Origin of the sequence: Lacticaseibacillus sharpeae JCM 1186 = DSM 20505 (genome assembly GCF_001436225.1) — a bacterium.
Lineage (GTDB): Bacteria > Bacillota > Bacilli > Lactobacillales > Lactobacillaceae > Lacticaseibacillus > Lacticaseibacillus sharpeae.
Map to the genome: position 1 here is coordinate 1 of NZ_AYYO01000049.1, position 16,437 is coordinate 16,437.

13 protein-coding genes are annotated in these 16,437 nt (G+C 41.2%); all 13 read left to right on the top strand.

Features of this window, described 5'->3' with window-relative positions; all coding sequences use genetic code 11:
* Positions 1-208: 208 nt before the first annotated feature.
* The 13 genes from FC18_RS09255 to FC18_RS09315 all read left to right on the top strand — a co-directional run bounded on the left by FC18_RS09255 (position 209) and on the right by FC18_RS09315 (position 14,789).
* Positions 209-1,003 (top strand): DUF1643 domain-containing protein, encoded by a 795-nt coding sequence (locus FC18_RS09255; RefSeq protein ID WP_156300980.1) that lies wholly within the window; start codon positions 209-211, stop codon positions 1,001-1,003.
* A gap of 216 nt (positions 1,004-1,219) precedes the next feature.
* A complete protein-coding gene (locus FC18_RS09260; protein ID WP_054680329.1) occupies positions 1,220-2,128 on the top strand; it encodes a YveK family protein in 909 nt (302 codons plus the stop codon).
* Between the two features lie 12 nt (positions 2,129-2,140).
* Positions 2,141-2,899, top strand: a complete 759-nt coding sequence (locus FC18_RS09265) for a CpsD/CapB family tyrosine-protein kinase (RefSeq protein ID WP_082620498.1) — start codon at positions 2,141-2,143, stop codon at positions 2,897-2,899.
* A gap of 853 nt (positions 2,900-3,752) precedes the next feature.
* Positions 3,753-4,826: a glycosyltransferase gene (locus FC18_RS09270; RefSeq protein WP_056976144.1), complete on the top strand. Its 1,074-nt coding sequence runs from the start codon at positions 3,753-3,755 to the stop codon at positions 4,824-4,826.
* Between the two features lie 94 nt (positions 4,827-4,920).
* The gene (locus tag FC18_RS09275; protein WP_054680338.1) at positions 4,921-6,498 is read left to right on the top strand and encodes a peptide chain release factor 3; all 1,578 of its coding nucleotides are present in this window, start codon (positions 4,921-4,923) and stop codon (positions 6,496-6,498) included.
* A gap of 58 nt (positions 6,499-6,556) precedes the next feature.
* Positions 6,557-7,792: a glycosyltransferase family 4 protein gene (locus FC18_RS09280; protein ID WP_056976146.1), complete on the top strand. Its 1,236-nt coding sequence runs from the start codon at positions 6,557-6,559 to the stop codon at positions 7,790-7,792.
* Positions 7,785-8,999 carry an O-antigen ligase family protein gene (locus tag FC18_RS09285; protein ID WP_054680347.1) on the top strand — a complete coding sequence of 405 codons (1,215 nt, stop codon included), beginning with the start codon at positions 7,785-7,787 and terminating at the stop codon, positions 8,997-8,999. Before FC18_RS09280 ends, FC18_RS09285 begins: the two co-directional genes overlap by 8 nt.
* 74 nt (positions 9,000-9,073) lie before the next feature.
* Positions 9,074-10,114, top strand: coding sequence for a sulfotransferase (locus tag FC18_RS09290; RefSeq protein ID WP_054680350.1), 1,041 nt, complete (start codon positions 9,074-9,076; stop codon positions 10,112-10,114).
* 45 nt (positions 10,115-10,159) lie between these two features.
* Positions 10,160-10,663 carry an acyltransferase gene (locus FC18_RS09295; RefSeq protein ID WP_056976148.1) on the top strand — a complete coding sequence of 168 codons (504 nt, stop codon included), beginning with the start codon at positions 10,160-10,162 and terminating at the stop codon, positions 10,661-10,663.
* Positions 10,664-10,692: 29 nt separating this feature from the next.
* Positions 10,693-11,487, top strand: coding sequence for a LicD family protein (locus FC18_RS09300; RefSeq protein WP_056976151.1), 795 nt, complete (start codon positions 10,693-10,695; stop codon positions 11,485-11,487).
* Between the two features lie 37 nt (positions 11,488-11,524).
* Positions 11,525-12,247 carry an IspD/TarI family cytidylyltransferase gene (locus FC18_RS09305; RefSeq protein WP_054680359.1) on the top strand — a complete coding sequence of 241 codons (723 nt, stop codon included), beginning with the start codon at positions 11,525-11,527 and terminating at the stop codon, positions 12,245-12,247.
* Positions 12,248-12,268: 21 nt separating this feature from the next.
* On the top strand, positions 12,269-13,330 hold the full coding sequence (locus FC18_RS09310; RefSeq protein ID WP_056976153.1) for an NAD-dependent epimerase/dehydratase family protein: 1,062 nt from the start codon (positions 12,269-12,271) through the stop codon (positions 13,328-13,330).
* A 229-nt stretch (positions 13,331-13,559) separates the two neighbouring features.
* The gene (locus FC18_RS09315; RefSeq protein ID WP_056976155.1) at positions 13,560-14,789 is read left to right on the top strand and encodes an oligosaccharide flippase family protein; all 1,230 of its coding nucleotides are present in this window, start codon (positions 13,560-13,562) and stop codon (positions 14,787-14,789) included.
* Positions 14,790-16,437 lie beyond the last annotated feature (1,648 nt).

Here is a 16,437-nt window from a genome sequence, read left to right on the forward strand (position 1 = left end):
GCCTACACCTCTGAGTTGGAGAAAAATCTCCAACACCAGAAAGTGTAGACCCAAAACGTCTCGGTCGTTTACGTTGAAAATCAGAACAGAAAGGTTTAACAGCCGTGCATAATTTTATACTCAGTTCACGTATGAGACCAGCTTGTTATTGAGAAATACGGGTGGTAGGCTTGAAACACGATCGAATTAAAGTATGCCTGGAGAGTGAATGAGTATGAATGAAGATATAACTGAAGTTCCAGTAGAAGAACATAAAAGATACTGGCATGGATATGGGATTACGTGTTATACGCTTTCTAACCAGTTGGACGCTAGTCAGTCTGAAAAGGGAGTTGAAAAAAATCTGCGTTTCGTAACTATATTTGATTTACCCGGACGAAGTGAGGTAGATACAGGGTCGGACAATATTCAACACAACCCCCTCTTGGTCTTAATGCGCAATCCCGCAAATATTATCGATAAAAGTGGTCAGTATCAGGTTCCAAATACAATTATAAACTTAGTACAACGCTTAAGAAAATATGAATACACTAGGTTGATTGTAATAAATTCTCTGCCTTTTGTGACCTCTGATATTAGAGCTATGAAACAGGGGGCACTCTGCAGGTATTTTGGAATCAAAAACACTGGCGCTGTTAAAGATGTATTAGAGGATACACAATATAAAAAAGCAATTAGCTTAAACGAAAAGGTTGTTCGCGATTTTTTGGCGAATAAACTTAATAGAACGTTTGATGTTTTGTTAGCAGTCGGCACATTTAAGGGGATGGCCTTTTCAATGGGCACGTGTAACACACTCGTCGAAATGATAAGAAATAGTGGAAATTTTTCTGGAAACTTCAGTGTGCTATCTCCGTCTGAGAATGGAGGTTCTGATCATTTTCCGTTAGGGTCCCATCCTAATAGTGGTTTGCTTCTTAGCAAGACAAGCATTGATAACGGTAAACCGGCACTGACCAAAGTGAGAAGTCTGTTGGTAGTGACCAACGTTCAAAGATGCTGAAGTCTTGAAGTAACGGTTAGTACCGGTGCCTGTACTTAGTGATTTTGACTATATGTCAATTCCTTTAAATCCCCCACGAAAGCGTCACCAACCGAGCGCCGCCTATTTGCCCAACCCCAAATGTGTGCTTTAATAAGAATTATTGAAATTGTTGTGCCCATGCGCAAAATTTTGCGGGGCTGAGCAAACGTACATACTAGTTAAATGGGAGTAGTCATGGATAACGTTATTGAACTAACGCGTTTATGGAACATCATTAAACGTAGCTTCGTCTGGATGGTAGTTTTGGGGATCATTGGTGGCGGTGCGGCCTTTGCTGTGGCGAAGTTCGCACTGACGCCGAAGTACTCGTCCGCGGTGGCGATGCTGGTTAACCGGAAAAGTAGTGATAATGCGACTGCCGTACAATATGCTGATCAGCAGGCAGATGTGGCGATGATTAACACCTACAAAGACATCATCACAAAGCCAGTTATCTTGAACAAGGTAGCAAACAAGCTTACAAAACCGCACAAGGTGCTGGTGAAGAAGGCTGTTCCGGCGAAAACCAAGCGGGAATGGAGCACTAGTAAGCTGCAGTACGAGACAGTGACCGTTAAGAAAGCGCAGCCGGCGCAGTACAAGCTTGAAAGGGCAAAGTATGATGCAGGGAGTATAAGTGCAGGAATGCTTGCTGGTGAAATTACTGTCACCAACGAGACTAACTCCCAGGTATTCACTGTCACCGTGACCGACACTAATGCTTCCCGTGCGAAAAACATTGCAAATGCCATTGCGACTGTTTTCAAAGACAATATCGCTAAGATGATGAGTGTCAAGAATTTGTCTGTTGTATCGAAGGCGACGACGAATAATTCAGCGGTATCTCCCAATAAGAAAATTATTGTACTTGCTGGGCTGGTGCTCGGGGTGATGATCGCCTTTATTTGGGGGACTATTCGCGAACTGACTGACCGAGCTGTAAAGTCAGTTGAGTTCTTGACTGATGACCTTGGGCTGATTAATCTCGGCATGGTGCAGTACATCGGTAAGGTCGACAAGTCCGGGCACCACGACCACACGAAGAATGCGCCAGCAACTGGTTCACGTGAAGGCCGCACGCGGCGATCGACGCGGCGCGTATAGGAGGGCAGACTGATGTTTAAAATATTCAAGAATAAGCATAAACAGGAATCCGACGAAAGCATCACGAATGGTGTCCGCCTGATTACCGCCTACCAGCCCAAACACACCATCTCCGAACAGCTGCGGACTGTGCGCACCAACATCGAGTTCGCTGGGGCTGCCCTAGATGAACTCAAGGTTGTGATGTTCACGTCACCAGAAATGTCTGATGGTAAGTCCACCGTCGCGGCCAATGTTGCCGTGACCTGGGCACAGGCGGGGAAGAAGGTCCTGCTGGTTGACGCCGACATGCGGCGTCCAACTGTGCACCTGACCTTCAACAGTGCCAACACGCAGGGACTGTCCACCATCCTGGCCGGGAACAAGCTCCCGGAAGAAGTCATCACGGACAGCTTCGTGGATAACCTGGCTGTACTCACTGCGGGTCCAGTGCCACCAAACCCATCTGAACTGCTGGGTTCCAAGCACATGCACCAGTTCGTTGAATGGGCCCGGGCTAACTACGACATCGTCATCCTCGATGCCACACCAGTACTCGCGGTTTCCGACGTGCAGGTCAGCCTGCCAGAAGTCGACGGCACGGTACTCGTCGTTCGGATGGAGAAGACACTGCGCGGAAACATCCAGCGCACGGTTGAAGTCCTGAAGATGGCCGACGCCAAGATTCTCGGCGTTGTTGAGCGCGTGAAGAACGGGCGCGGCGATAAGGGCTATGGTTATGGCTACGGATACGGCTATGGCTACGGTTATGGCTACGGCTCCGATAAGTAACATCCACAGATAGCAATCAACATGGCACCCAGATCAGCAATGGTCTGGGTGCTTTTTGTTTTGGCTGGAGCGCGCCATGTCTGCGAGAACGTCGACACGTTTCGCGGCTTGGCTGGTTTCAGAAAAATAAGAGAGGACATATTTAAAAATATGCGCCAGGGTTTCATGAAAGATTAGCATTGAGGCTGGATTGAGCCGAAAATCAGAGTAGATGTTTGACTTTGTTTGACCAAGTCGAAGTGCTAAAACCGCGGAATGACAAGGTTCAGCAACACTTCTTGCGCGTATTTAAATATATGTCCAGTGTAAATTTTCCGAAATCGCATTTTCGTTTGGTGATGCGGTTGATTGATCTGGCGCCACGCTCAATCAGGCTATGCATTTAGTGGCTGCGAACTCAGCGAATGTTCGTCATCCGAGCTGGGCGCCGTATGTCAAAAGCCCATAGTTCAATTAACAAATCTTGGTTCCCCAATTCGTTGCATACGTGTAAAATGACAGTAGCAGTCTCCCGTTGGTCTGCTAACGCCAATGCCCGCGCGCCGGGCGCGGACTGAGGTTCATGGTAAAATAACCCGTCCAAAATCGTGTAACAAAAATTAAATATGGATTACTGAAATGTATCCGTTTTATCGGTTGAAAATGCCTGCAAACCGGCATTCTTTCGTGTAAAATTAAAGATATTGATAAAGTGGGTCAGACTACGACCTAGTCACGAGAAATCTAAAAACTTCGTGTGTGATTACGTAAAGTACGAACATTATCAAAAGTCCATACTAGCAGAGCATTAGGCAAAAATTTGACGAGTTTACATATAATAAATAAGGTCTAAGGAAAAAGGGGTGACAATGGAATGCGGGTAGTGCATGTCGGCGAGTATGTGTCTGGAGGAGTAGCAACATACCTCCGCGTACTTATTAGCGAGCAGATGAAGAATCCAGAGATTTCCAAAATTGTCCTCTTTATGAGCTCTACTAACTCTGAAAAATTGGAATTCGATTCGAACAAGGTTGAAATCATTACATATCCTTATAGGCGCGGATTCTCCGGAATTGTCCGTCTATTGTCTCTTTGGAAAACAATTAAGCAAATACAGCCTGATGTCGTGCACTTGCATAGTTCCTTTGCTGGGCTGTTGCGTTTTAGAAACCTAGTTCAACATGCGCGCTTTAATGTAATTTACTGTGCTCATGGTTGGTCTTTCACCCGAGATTCAGGAATGCTCAAGAATCAGGTATATGCAGCTGTGGAGCGATTTTTAGCTCATGGATGTGATTCCATCATCAATATTTCGAAAAGTGAGCAGAATGCGGCTGAATCTTTTGGGTTACCTGTAAATAAGATGATTTCAATTAACAACTCAATTGTGGTTCCCGCAACATTACCCGACAAGCGGGCACTCGAAGGAAAGTTAAAGATTTTGTTTGTTGGCCGCTTTGATCGACAAAAAGGTGTGGACTTACTAGTTGAGGCCGCAAAAAAATTGCCACAGATGGCCTTCAAACTTGCTGGTCGTACAGTTGTTGACGGTCTCAGCATTGCAGATGATGAATTGCCCAATAATATCGAGCTTCTCGGGTGGCTAACGTCTGAGGAAGTCGCAAAAGAAATGTTAACCTCGGATGCTGTAATTATCCCGTCACGCTGGGAGGGCTTCGGGTTGGTGGCGTTGGAAGCAATGCGGAATCAATGTGCGGTTCTAGCTGCCAATGTTGGAGGCCTGGCCAACATTATTGATTCGGATAATATTGGCAAGCTTTTTCAACCTGAGAGCGTTAAAGCAATAGTTGATGTGCTGAGTTCGGTAAACCGCGAATCTCTGCATGCCATGGGAATTGCGGGCCAGAAAAGGGTGGTACAGAGATATAGTTCGGTTAAAATGGAACAAAACGTGTTCCATGAGTACCTCAGTTCTGCGGAACACTGACCCCTATATCTTTTAGGAAATTTTGTATAAAGACATTCACGCACACGCACCTTGGCTTATTGACGCAACCGTGCGGGCTACGAAAGGAAACATCATGGATAAGAATGAATTAGCAAAAGAAGTTGCGCAGCGCCGCACCTTCGCCATCATCAGTCACCCCGATGCGGGGAAGACGACCATCACTGAACAACTCTTGCTCTTCGGGGGTGTGATTCGGGAAGCCGGGACCGTTAAGGGGAAGAAGTCTGGGCACTTCGCCAAGTCTGACTGGATGGAAATCGAAAAGCAGCGTGGGATTTCCGTTACGAGTTCCGTGCTCCAGTTTGACTACCACGGCAAGCGCATCAACATCCTGGACACTCCAGGGCACGAGGACTTCTCTGAAGACACGTACCGGACCCTGATGGCCGTTGACGCGGCCGTCATGGTTATCGACTCCGCTAAGGGGATTGAAGCCCAGACCAAGAAGCTGTTCAAGGTCGTTAAGAAGCGCGGTATTCCGATCTTCACCTTCATGAACAAGCTGGATCGTGATGGCCGTGAACCACTCGACTTGATTGCCGAGCTGGAAGAGCTGCTTGGTATCGAAGGATACGCAATGAACTGGCCAATCGGTTCCGGGAAGGTGCTGGAAGGTCTCTACGACCGGAAGAACCACCGCATCGAACGTTACCGTCCAGCAACGGAAGACCAGCGTTTCGCGGCGCTGGACGCAGACGGCAAGTTGCCAGCAGACGACCCTATCGCTAAGGAAAGCACCTACCGTGCGGCCTTGGACGACATTGAGCTTCTGGATGACGCGGGTAACCAGTTCAGCGAAGAGAAGATTCTCCGCGGGGACCAGACGCCAGTATTCTTCGGTTCCGCGTTGACGAACTTCGGGGTAGAAACCTTCCTCGACAGCTTCGTAGACATGGCCCCAGAACCAAGCGCCAAGAAGACCGTTGGCGGCGATGAAGTCGCCCCAACGACCGACCGTTTCTCTGGCTTCGTGTTCAAGATTCAGGCGAACATGAACCCAGCACACCGTGACCGCATCGCATTCGTGCGCATCGTCTCTGGTGCGTTTGAACGCGGGATGGACGTGACGTTGAACCGGACGGGCAAGACGATTCGCCTGTCCAACTCAACTGAGTTCATGGCCGATTCCCGCGAAACGGTGAATACCGCGGTTGCGGGGGATATCGTCGGACTCTACGATACCGGGAACTTCCAAATCGGTGATACGATTTACGCCGGTAAGGGTGCCGTTGAGTTCGAGCCACTACCACAGTTCACGCCGGAACTGTTCATGCGTGTCACCGCGAAGAACGTGATGAAGCAGAAGAGCTTCCACAAGGGGATGCAGCAGTTGGTGCAGGAAGGCGCGGTACAACTATACCGGACCTACACGACCAACGAGTACATCTTGGGTGCCGTTGGTCAGCTGCAGTTCGAAGTCTTCAAGTTCCGGATGTTGAACGAATACAACTCCGAAGTTGAGATGACGACGATTGGTAGCCGGACTGCGCGCTGGATTGATCCAGAACAGCTGGATGAAAAGATGTCGTCGAGCCGGAACTTGCTGGTGAAGGATATTCATGATCAGCCACTGTTCCTGTTCGAGAACGCGTTCGCGATGCGGTGGTTCCAGGATAAGTATCCGGATGTAAAGTTGACGGCGAAACTGTAGCTGATAATTATTAATAAGCAAAATAATTGCAAATAGATTTTACAGGCGGAAATATTCAATGAAAAAAATTGGGATTATCACTTCAGGATACTTACCAGTGCCTGCAAGTAAAGGCGGAGCCGTTGAGACTCTTGATGAATATCTTTTAAAACAAAACGAAAATGAAGGTAATTTTGAATTCGTTATTTTTAGTGCTTTTGACAACCGTGCCAAAGCAGAATCAGCAAAATACCCCAAGTCTAGATTTGTTTTTGTAAAGAACTCATCCTTTATAGACCGTCTCGACAAAACAATCTTTTTACTGGCAAAGAAATTGTTTAAAAACAAGCAATCTAGTTCGTTTAGATATATTATCAAACGGATACATTTCATTCGAGAAGTTGGAAGACAGCTTAACGGCATGGATCTTGATTACTTATTATTTGAAAATAATGCTACTTTGTTTTCTGCATTAAGATATAGAGATAATTTCAAAAAATATAGCGGAAAATACGGGCTTCATCTACACAATGTAATAAAAAACTCCTTTGGTAATGATAAGTACATCATGAACGTTAATCGGGTTATTGGAGTTAGTCAGTATATAAATTCAACTTTAAAGTTGAAGTATCCTGCCATTGGTGATAGTAGATTCAAAGTTTTGAGAAATTCCGTAGACTCGACTATGTTCTTACAAATGGAAGGCAGCTCAAAGTTTTCCGAATTTCGAGAAAAATTTGGAATTAAGAGCCGTGATATTGTTTTCTTATTCACGGGAAGAATTTCCAAGGAAAAAGGTGTGCTGGAAACAGTTAAAGCTTTTAATATAATCAAAAAACCAAACTTTAAGCTTTTAATTGTCGGCAGTTCTTTTTTCAATACAGATGTGACGGATTCTTTTGAACAGCAAGTTCAATCAGAGGTAAAGAACTCCGAGGGTCAGATAATTTTTACTGGCTTTGTCCCGCATGATGAGATTGGTGTTTTATACAACATTGCAGATGTATGTGTCTTACCGTCTGTTTGGGATGATCCAGCTCCACTAACAATTATCGAAGCTATTACATCGGGTAAACCTATAATAACGAGTGATTCTGGGGGCATTCCGGAATATGTAAATGGGAAAAATGCGATTATCATCAAGAGAGACGGCAATTTTTTGGTGAACATTTCAAAGGCTATGAACCATTTAGCAGGAGACGACGCTATGCGGTCTGAAATGTCCAATGAAAGTCTGCGACTAAGTAAGAAGTTAACAATCGCACAATACTATCTAAACTTTAGTAAAATAGTAATGGAGCAGCTTAATGAATGAGCTTTTTGAGTTTGTAACTATGGTGATACCGAAGGCAGGAATTCAGGTTGGAGCTCTGCCTTTAACCTTAAATATGCTGTTATTTGGTATTGCGATTTTACTTAATCTACAATACGTTGTTAAGTTCTTATTTTCTAATATGTATTTCTTTATAGCGTACTACCTGTTGTTAATGATTTGTCTTTTTAGTGTATTTATTAATTTAAGCGACAGAACAATTTCAACAATGACTGTTGCTAAAACCGTGGTTGTTTTGCTAAGCCCACTGGCGGGAACTTTGTTTTATAAAGACTCCGCTGATAGGGCTTTAAAGATTGTGTCTGTAGCCTCAATAATGAATGGACTTTATATGGTATGCCAAAAGATTTTTGGCATAATCAATATTTCCATTAAGGGACTAACATATACATGGGGGCAGGACTTAGCCGCAAAAAACATCGGTTATAATGGTGGAGACACTAATTCGCTTGTTGGTGAAGCTAACAAAATGCCTTCTACATACCAAAATGGAAATAGTGTAGGGTTATTTTTGGCGACTGCTTTGGTACTGATGCTGATTTGGAAACCAGCATCAAAAAAATGGCGAAAGACAAAAACGGTTAGTGTAATTTTTTCTGTTATTGGATTATTATTGTGTGGATCACGAAGCATATTGTTTCCGATGAGCGTAATTGGTTGTGTAGTTATGTTTAATTATCTGCGGAATCTGAGTAAGACTGAGCGAGCTAGAACATTAAGATTTCTTTTTCTTTTCACCATAGTTGTAGTATTATACTTTAGCTTTGCCAGAACACAGGTCATAGGCCAATTGTACAATAGATATGTAACTCAGACGATTGCTAATCCAACTAGTAATCGAAGTATGATTTGGTCCAATGCCCTAAATTATATATTCAACCTTGATAACAAAGGCTTTGTTAGATTTCTATTAATAGGAGCGCCAAATACCAGTATTAGTTCTGAAGGTATGATGGGCTTTATGCTTAACAGAGGGGTTATCGCACAACTTCTGTTCCTCATTTGTCTGGTTGTGCCAATACTAGTACTCATTGGTGATAGAAAAAAACGAATTGTTGGTTATGGAATGTTCGCCGTTCTCGTAGCATTTATTCTTGACATGTCGTTTTATTATCTACCGTGTGTAATGAACTATTATATAGCTTTTGCAATAGCTCAAAACTATTACAAACACCCGACGATTGAATGACCGTTCCAAAAAATATAGTCATTAAACCGAATGGCTGTATAAGATGACAATAAGAATTGATGAGGTTGTAGGATATGATTATTTCGACTGTTGGTTTTGGAGCAACCGGATCTGGTGCTGTTTACGGACTGTTAAGAGAATTCGAAGGAATACAAGCAAAGAGCGAAGTAGAGTTTAAGATTGCTTACCAGGTAGACGGGCTTGAAGACTTATATTTTCATTTACGCAAGGCACATGCAAAAAATGCGTCGGCTGATGCTGCGATACTTCGGTTTAAGAATGTTGTTAAATATTATTCGAAAGTTCCGTTTATTAAAAGATTTGTTTCCCAAAAAGACTTCGATGAAATATCAAGATGGTATCTTAGTCAGATTACCAAATCTTCCTTTTCTGGAATGGAAAGCTTCGATACAGAGTCTGGTTCGAAGCTGAGAATGATGACAGAGCTTGCTTTTAAGAAAAAAATAATTCCGGTTTTCCAGAAGATAACGGGTAAAAACTATGATTTGTGGCCAATCAGAGAGATTAATATTCCTAACGTTGATATTGACTTTATTGATGTAACAAAGGCATATATTGAAAAGCTTCTTAAATCTGCTGGATTTGATTTATCTGGTAAAGTATTGTTGAACCAGGCATTTGAGGCAAATAGTCCGAATAACAGCATGATTTTCTATCCAAATGCGCGTGCAATAGTCGTTGATCGTGATCCGCGTGACATCTATATACAGCATCAGTTAATGCTTTCTGCAGAAGGTAGATGGTTGCCTAAAGGAAATGTAGAGGCGTTCGTAGACCAATTTGTTGCAATTCGAAACTCACAACCGTTAAGCACTAATGATACTCTTTTTGTACAATTTGAAGATTTGATTTACGATTACGAGGGTCAACTTAAAAAAATAATTAAGTTCTGTTCTTTAGAAAACAATTCACACATTTCTAAATTCAAGCATTTCAATCCGCGTATGAGCATAAATAATACTAATCTCAAGGAGAATTACCCTGAATTCGAAAGAGATGTTGAATATATTGAAAAACATTTAAGTGATTATATTTATGATTTTGACGCAACAAACGCTTCCTTTGAAAAGAACGGTCAGCCGTTTAATGCCTAGAGTCTTTGCGAGGTGTCGTTTGTTGGTTAATCATGGGAGGAAAAGATGAGCCTGTATTCAAGATTGATTAGATTGGTGATGGCTCCTGCTAGTATGTGTCCAGTACCTGTTAGGATATGGTTACTTAATAAGTGTCCTGATATTGCAATAGATTCATCTGCGCTTATTAGGGAAAAGGTAATAATTTCTGTGAGCGGAGTTACCATCAAAAAAAATGCGTTTATAAATAGAAACTGTTTTCTCTACTCTACTTCTCCCTTATCGAGCATTGTGATTATGGAAAACGCGTATATAGGTCCGAACTCGAGTCTAATATGCCAATCTCATAAAATTGGCGGAAGTAATTTACGTGCCGGAGAAGATATGTTTGGTGATATTGTAATAGGCGAAGGTAGTTGGCTTGGTGCCAATGTTACAGTTTTACCAAACGTCAAAATTGCAAAGGGTTGCGTCGTGGGGGCTGGTGCTGTGGTCACAAAATCGACTGAGCCTAATGGCTTATATGTTGGAGTTCCGGCAAGAAGAATTAAGGACTTAGTTACCATGTGAATCTATGAACTATATGGAGGAAAACTACTGTGAGTGATAATTTAAGCATACAAGAAATTCATAATGAGGAATTGATGATGCTGGACAGTATCGTTGCCTTCTGCTCTAGTCACAATTTAAAGTATTGGTTAGTCGGTGGTACACTACTCGGTGCCGTAAGACATAAGGGGTTTATTCCATGGGATGACGATGTTGATATTGGTATGCCAAGACAGGACTATGAGGAGTTCATAAATTCATGGACTAACTCAAAATATAAGGTTTTGAGTGCAGCGAATGTCGACTATCATTTGCCATATGCAAAAATTGTTGATACTAAGACTAAAATCGTATCTAAAAGTAGAGCCAGTAAGGAAATTGAAACTGGTTTGTTTATCGATATTTTTCCATATGACGGATATGGAGATAAGCTCTCAACTGCTATTAGGCTACAACGAGGTGTTGGTTTCACTTCAAGACTAGTGGCACACTCCTTTGCTAACCTAAATGAATTTTCAGTTTTAAAAAAATTCATCTATCTAATTGTAAAAGCAATTTCAACTTGTATAGGAAAACAGAGGGTACTTAAGGCTTGTTTGTTTCCGTTAAGCAAGTTTTCATATGATACATCAACATACGTAGGTAGTACGTTTGGCATCCATTTTGGAAAAGAGATTGTTTTGAAATCTGGGTTTGATCAGACAGTGCTGGCTGATTTTGAAAATAGAAGTTATCGTATTCCTGTGAGCTATGATTCATATTTAAGACAGATGTACGGGGAGTATATGATATTACCAGATGAAAATCAGCGTGTAGCACACAGTATGCACATAGTTTATAAATAAAAATAGATGCATGTATGCGTCTTAAGGAGAATTTGCCATGAATATTGGTGTAATCTTTGCAGGTGGTATTGGTTCCAGAATGCACAGTAAGGCTGTTCCAAAGCAATTTTTGAAGGTTCATTCAAAGCCAATTATTGTGCACACACTTGAAACTTTTCAAAAGTCAGAGGACATTGACGCTATTGTTGTGGCGAGTGTTAAATCTGGAATCGAATATTTACAAGAATTAGTCGATCAGTATCGACTGACAAAGGTGAAGAAAATTGTGCCAGGAGGTGAAACTGGTCAATTGTCAATTTACCATGGTCTTAAAGCAGCCAAGGAAATTAGCACATCAGACGACGACATTGTTCTTATTCATGATGGTGTTCGGCCACTAATCAATACACAACTCCTGGCCGATAACGTCGAGAGTGTTAAAGCTCATGGGTCAGCAATTACCTCAACTCCTACTAAGGAAACATTTGTAATCGTGGATGATGACAAGAATATTGTGAAAATTCCACAGCGTTCTCACTCATATATTGCCAAGGCACCTCAAAGCTTTTATTTGAAAGATATTTTGAGCTATCATGAGCGTGCGCTTAAAGACGGAGAAACCAACGCAATCGATTCATGCACTCTTGTCTCAAGTTATGGGATGGACGTGTCTGTTGTTGATGGACCGTTTGAGAACATTAAAATTACAACGCCTGATGATTTTTATATGTTCAAGGCACTATTTGATGCTCGAGAGAATGAACAAATTTACGGGCTTTAAGATAAAGAGGGTGAGACAGCGATGAATTATCAGAGTGAAATTATTCAGCGAGATTTAGAGTTAATCGTTCAGCAAAGTGTTGATTGGGAAAAGTTAAGGGGCAGTACTGTTCTGATTTCTGGTGTTACCGGAATGTTGGCAACGTACATGGCATTTACACTTCGATATCTGAATCATAAATATGACTTAAATATTAAAGCCATTTTAACGTACAGAAATAAGAAGAAGCTGGAGAATAAATTTGCGGGCATGTTGGACTATGATAAGTTTCAATTTGTTCAGAATGACGTTGTTGACTATATGAACGTCGATGGCCCAGTTGATTGGATTATCCATGCAGCTAGCAATGCAAGCCCGAAGTACATTCTCAGTGATCCTGTGGGAATAATAGAGGCGAACACGGTTGGCACAAAACAGTTATTAAAACTGGCTCTAGAAAAGCATAGTAAGGGATTTCACTTTTTGTCTACACGTGAGGTGTACGGACAATCATTTCCAGGGGTGAACACGATTGCTGAGAATCAGTACGGAGCATTGAATACTCTTGAAGCAAGGTCTTGTTACCCAGAAAGTAAACGACTTGCTGAAACGTTAATTGAAAGTTTTTCCAATCAGTATGGAATGCCGTTTACAATTTCAAGAATCGCGCACTCGTATGGCCCAGGAATGGCAATCAACTCAGATGGACGTATTATGAGTGATCTGATTTATGATGCAGTAAACGCAAGAGACATTGTTTTGAAAAGTAAAGGTGATGCGGAACGTGCCTTTTGTTACGTTGCCGATGCAGTAGCAGCAATATTTATGGTTATGCTAAATGGTGACAACAAGAATGTTTACAATGTTGCAAATGAAGATAATCCGATTAGTATTGCAAAATTGGCCCAAGAATTCGTTGACATTTTTCCTGAGCGAAATTTGAAAGTAGTTTTTGACATTCCAGCCTCAAAAAGCGAGGCTTATGCGAAGTTTAAGAGAACTCCGTTAGATACCACAAAATTGGAAAATATTGGGTGGAAGAAAATGGTAAATCTGCAGAATGGTATTCGGAATACAGTGTTGTCATTTGAAGACAATGATTAATCATTGATAAACGTATAGTGCTCAGTGTAGTTTAGAAGCTGGTTTAGGTCAGTTGTAATGGTCCGTTTGATTTTTTTCAGGCCTTATTAATCTCTAATCAGTTAAAGATTGACTTTATGGCTGATAGTTATTTGAACATAGCCAGAGTGCAGCGCTTTTTGATAATTCAAATACCGAATCAAAAAATTAAAACGTGGTTCTTGATTTCTTATTAGCATGAGGAGAAAGTATGAAGAATAAGGTTGTAATAAACACAATTGCGTTATATGGCATGAATTTTGCCAAGATACTTTTCCCGTTAGCCACATTACCATATTTAACTCGGGTTCTTTCGCTGGATGGCTATGGTCTTGTGGTATATGTTAAAGCTATAATGCAGTATTTTCAGTTATTTATTGACTTCGGATTTATTTTGTCTGGTACAAGAGATATCGTCATTGCCAAAAAGAACCGGGCCAATATAAACTATGTTGTTTCAAGGGTATTTTTTGCTAATTTGATTTTAGTTACAATTGCAGCCGTTGCGTTGGCAATCATTGTTGAAACGTCAGAAATGCTCAGAACAAATGCACTTTTTGTAGTGTTATCATTCGTAAATATTGCATTAACGATTTTATTGTTTGATTATATATTTCGCGGATTTGAGAAAATGCACGTACTGACGTCCCGCTTTGTTTTAATGAAGGTAATCTCAACATTGCTTACCTTTATTTTTATTAAAAGTGATGCTGACATTCTATTAATTCCAATCATTGATATTTTAGGCTCATTAGTAGCAATTTTTTTTGTTATATTACAGTTAAAGAAACTACAAATTAAAATTATCGCAGTTCCGATAAAAAAGGCAATTCAAAGTCTTAAAGATTCAGCTGTTTTCTTTGTTTCAAATATGGCAACCGCAGCTTTTACTGCGCTAGACACTGTTGTAATTGGTGCAGTATTGTCAACAAAGGACGTTGCCTACTGGGGTCTGTGTACGCAAATCTGCGGAGGCATACAGGCTCTTTACACACCAGTTGTCGATGGCGTTTATCCCCACATGATTCAGACAAAAAACTTTCGTGTTATAAAAAATGTATTGTTAATATTCATGCCATTGATTACCTTAGGATGCTTGGTATTGTTTATCACCAGCGGATTTTGGTTAGGAATCATTGGAGGCCATCAATATATTGGTGCTACGTCAACTTTACGTATATTGATTCCTGTTTTGTTTTTCGGATTCACAAGTATGATATTTGGGTGGCCCGCTCTAGGATCAATTGGTAAAGAGAAAGAAACTACTTCAACGACAATTTTTTCCGGTGTTGTTCAGATTGTTGGACTTTTAATTTTATATGGAACAGGAAATATGTCATTAATTAATATCAGCCTTGTTCGAATTTTGGCAGAGTTCTCGCTCACCCTCACGAGAATGCTGATGTGTATAAAATTTCGAAGAGAGTTTTCGTGGGAGTAGTGAATGACGGCAGTTAATGATTGGCTGTACAGTACAACGACGAGGGACTTGTTTTATTGCAAAATTTGGGTTTTGAAAGTGGTCAAGATTAGCGTACAAGATGCTTGACAAGCAGGTCTAGTTTCATCGCGGTAATCGCCGTATTAATCGTGGCTGTGATTGAGTCGACTGTCCTGGAACGCACAAAGCGTATTCCTTTATGAAATTTGATGAAGGAGATTGTACTCTTAATTACGAATATACGGTTTTTCATGCCAAAATCGGTTTGCTCTTTTGTCTGACTGAATTCTTGGGTTACTTACCGGGTATTAGTGCACTGTCTTAATCCTGAGCATTTTATAGTGCATATAATTGGTGGTAGAGTGAATCGACTAGAATCACGTCTCGAGAGTTGCCGTATGTATCGAAGTACAGTTTATTCATCTCTTTAGATTTTTGACTTTTATCGAAATTGTCAAGAGCGAGAGCCGCTTTAAACCGCCTAAAGATGAGGCAATCCTTGGGCCAAATGGTGGCGGGAATAATTTGCTCCATTCTGTCGAGGCTTCACGCTTATAGACCCGCGACGTTTTGATGTTGAACTGCTTGTACATAGCTTCCACCACCGTCTTGACTAGGCACGTGGTTCAGAAGTAGGTGCACTGCGGCTACTTGATTTGGACCATATATATCGATGAACTGCCTCAGGACTGTGGGTTTCGAATAAGTCTTTAACTAATGCCACAGCTGATAACTTTCATCGCACTTTTGATGATACCTGTTTCTGATTTGATCCGTGAAACCTACTCTGCTAGATTGAGCCAGCGAGTGTCAGGGGTTAGATTTGTTCCAGCGGCGGTGCTAGTGATTCAGAACATATAAGAAGAGTTTAGTGACTACAAAACGTGATATTCATGCTAATAACGATAAAATTTCTGCAAAAAATTATGTGGCAAGCGGCAGTGCTTTAGCATGTTGGGTAGGCCTACTTTACACATTGTTATTTTGATTAGGTTATGGAGTATATGTTGTTTGTAATTATTTATTAATCAATATATAAGGGAAAAGACTATAATGAAACTATTAAGTAAACAAAATTTCGTGAATTTTTTGGATGGAGCCTTTGAATATTTTTCGATTTCATGTCCAAGTGTTATTAGCATTTTATGGCTCGAAGAGGGTACATTTTCCACTTCGCATTTAGTATGGCTACTATTAATCGATACGGCTTTACTAACTGCTACCCTTCACTTCATGATACAAAAAAATATTTTTTCAAAATATTTAAGTAAAAGCCAGGGCATTTGTTCAGTTGTAGTTCTCTTTGTCCTGTATTATATTATTTCATTATTAAACGATTACATTTGGGGGTTCTCAGGTATTGCACTACCAATTGTTATTATGATTGGGGTACTACTATTTTGGGTTATATCGAGAACAAAAGCTTCATAGTATGTCGTAATTTGTGTTTGAACTTTACAGATGGAGCATGAATGCAGATATGTGACGGTGTAGAAGTATATTTTGAACAATCTACACCGTATTTTTGGCTCTTCGTCAAGTAGAGTTGATAGAATTTTTTGGGAACTATGTCAAACGGTGTTGAAGAATATATTTATCATTTGGAGTTCGTCCTTCGGGACGGACTTCTTTTTGTGGAACTATGTCA

What these genes read in the sequence shown, in the direction of transcription:
- FC18_RS09260 (WP_054680329.1), top strand. Translation starts at nt 1,220, where the DNA reads ATGGATAACGTTATTGAACTAACGCGTTTATGGAACATCATTAAACGT.
- FC18_RS09290 (WP_054680350.1), top strand. Translation starts at nt 9,074, where the DNA reads ATGATTATTTCGACTGTTGGTTTTGGAGCAACCGGATCTGGTGCTGTT.
- FC18_RS09280 (WP_056976146.1), top strand. Translation starts at nt 6,557, where the DNA reads ATGAAAAAAATTGGGATTATCACTTCAGGATACTTACCAGTGCCTGCA.
- FC18_RS09270 (WP_056976144.1), top strand. Translation starts at nt 3,753, where the DNA reads ATGCGGGTAGTGCATGTCGGCGAGTATGTGTCTGGAGGAGTAGCAACA.
- FC18_RS09255 (WP_156300980.1), top strand. Translation starts at nt 209, where the DNA reads ATGAGTATGAATGAAGATATAACTGAAGTTCCAGTAGAAGAACATAAA.
- FC18_RS09285 (WP_054680347.1), top strand. Translation starts at nt 7,785, where the DNA reads ATGAATGAGCTTTTTGAGTTTGTAACTATGGTGATACCGAAGGCAGGA.
- FC18_RS09310 (WP_056976153.1), top strand. Translation starts at nt 12,269, where the DNA reads ATGAATTATCAGAGTGAAATTATTCAGCGAGATTTAGAGTTAATCGTT.
- FC18_RS09315 (WP_056976155.1), top strand. Translation starts at nt 13,560, where the DNA reads ATGAAGAATAAGGTTGTAATAAACACAATTGCGTTATATGGCATGAAT.
- FC18_RS09275 (WP_054680338.1), top strand. Translation starts at nt 4,921, where the DNA reads ATGGATAAGAATGAATTAGCAAAAGAAGTTGCGCAGCGCCGCACCTTC.
- FC18_RS09265 (WP_082620498.1), top strand. Translation starts at nt 2,141, where the DNA reads ATGTTTAAAATATTCAAGAATAAGCATAAACAGGAATCCGACGAAAGC.
- FC18_RS09305 (WP_054680359.1), top strand. Translation starts at nt 11,525, where the DNA reads ATGAATATTGGTGTAATCTTTGCAGGTGGTATTGGTTCCAGAATGCAC.
- FC18_RS09295 (WP_056976148.1), top strand. Translation starts at nt 10,160, where the DNA reads ATGAGCCTGTATTCAAGATTGATTAGATTGGTGATGGCTCCTGCTAGT.